The organism is Vibrio sp. Vb0888, assembly GCF_033338835.1.
Lineage (GTDB): Bacteria > Pseudomonadota > Gammaproteobacteria > Enterobacterales > Vibrionaceae > Vibrio > Vibrio alginolyticus.
On record NZ_JAWOTL010000325.1, the window covers coordinates 1 to 1055 of the forward strand.

Annotated in this window: 1 protein-coding gene; it reads right to left on the minus strand. The window is 44.0% G+C overall.

What is annotated here, in order from left to right; translation table 11 throughout:
* A partial coding sequence (locus tag R7P72_RS25995; protein WP_318111132.1) for a glutathione S-transferase family protein occupies positions 1-902 on the minus strand: 902 nt, incomplete at its 3' end.
* Positions 903-1055 lie beyond the last annotated feature (153 nt).

A 1055-nucleotide genomic window follows, 5' to 3' on the forward strand; every position in this document is an offset into this window, starting at 1 on the left:
GGCCCTTTAGGCACCACTTGCGTTGGATTAATCCCTGTGTGACTGAAGTAATAATGGCGCTTAATATGATAGAAATCGGTGGTATCGGCGATACCGTCAATCTGATACAACTCTTTCAGATAACCCTGAATATTGACGTAATCGGCAATGCGTTGTTTATTACATTTGAAGTGCCCAACATACACGGCATCAAAACGCACTAACGTGGTGAACAAACGCCAATCGGCTTCCGTAATTTTATTGCCTGCTAGATAGCGATGGGTCGCCAGATGAGCATCAATTTTATCTAAGGCCGAAAACAATGATTCAAAAGCCTCTTCATACGCTTCTTGTGAAGTAGCAAAACCGCAACGGTACACCCCATTATTCACGTTTGGATAGATGTAATCATTCCATTCATCAATCACACCGCGTAGTGGCCCGGGATAATAATCGTCATGATTGCCCGTGAGATCGTTAAATGCGGAGTTAAACATACGAATGATCTCTGACGATTCATTCGACACGATGGTGTTGGTCTTTTTGTCCCATAAAACTGGCACCGTAACACGCCCTGTGTAGTCGGGTTTCGCTTGAGTGTAGATTTGGTGCATACGTGTATGACCAAACAGCGGCTCGGGTAAACCCATTTGCCAACCTTGGCTGAGCATATCAGGGCAAACAACCGTCACATCAATGTGTGGCTCTAGACCTTTCAACTTACGGAAGATAAGCGTTCGATGTGCCCAAGGGCACGCGAGAGAAACATACAAATGGTAACGGCCAGATTCTGGTTGGAATACCGCCTCTGAATCATTTTTAATCCAGTCACGAAATCCAGCGTCTTCACGAACGAACTTCCCGCCATTCGCTTTTGTGTCATACCACACATCGTGCCATACGCCTTCGACCAACTTACCCATGATTGCTCTCCTATTTCTTATGTCTCCCTTTATATTAGAGATTCATAAGAAACAGAAAATCATCACGCTTAGGACATCTTGTTCAAGAAATTCGAATGAGCATTGAAATTCATGTTCAAAGAAAATGAGCATAAAAAAAGCGCGACCCTAGTA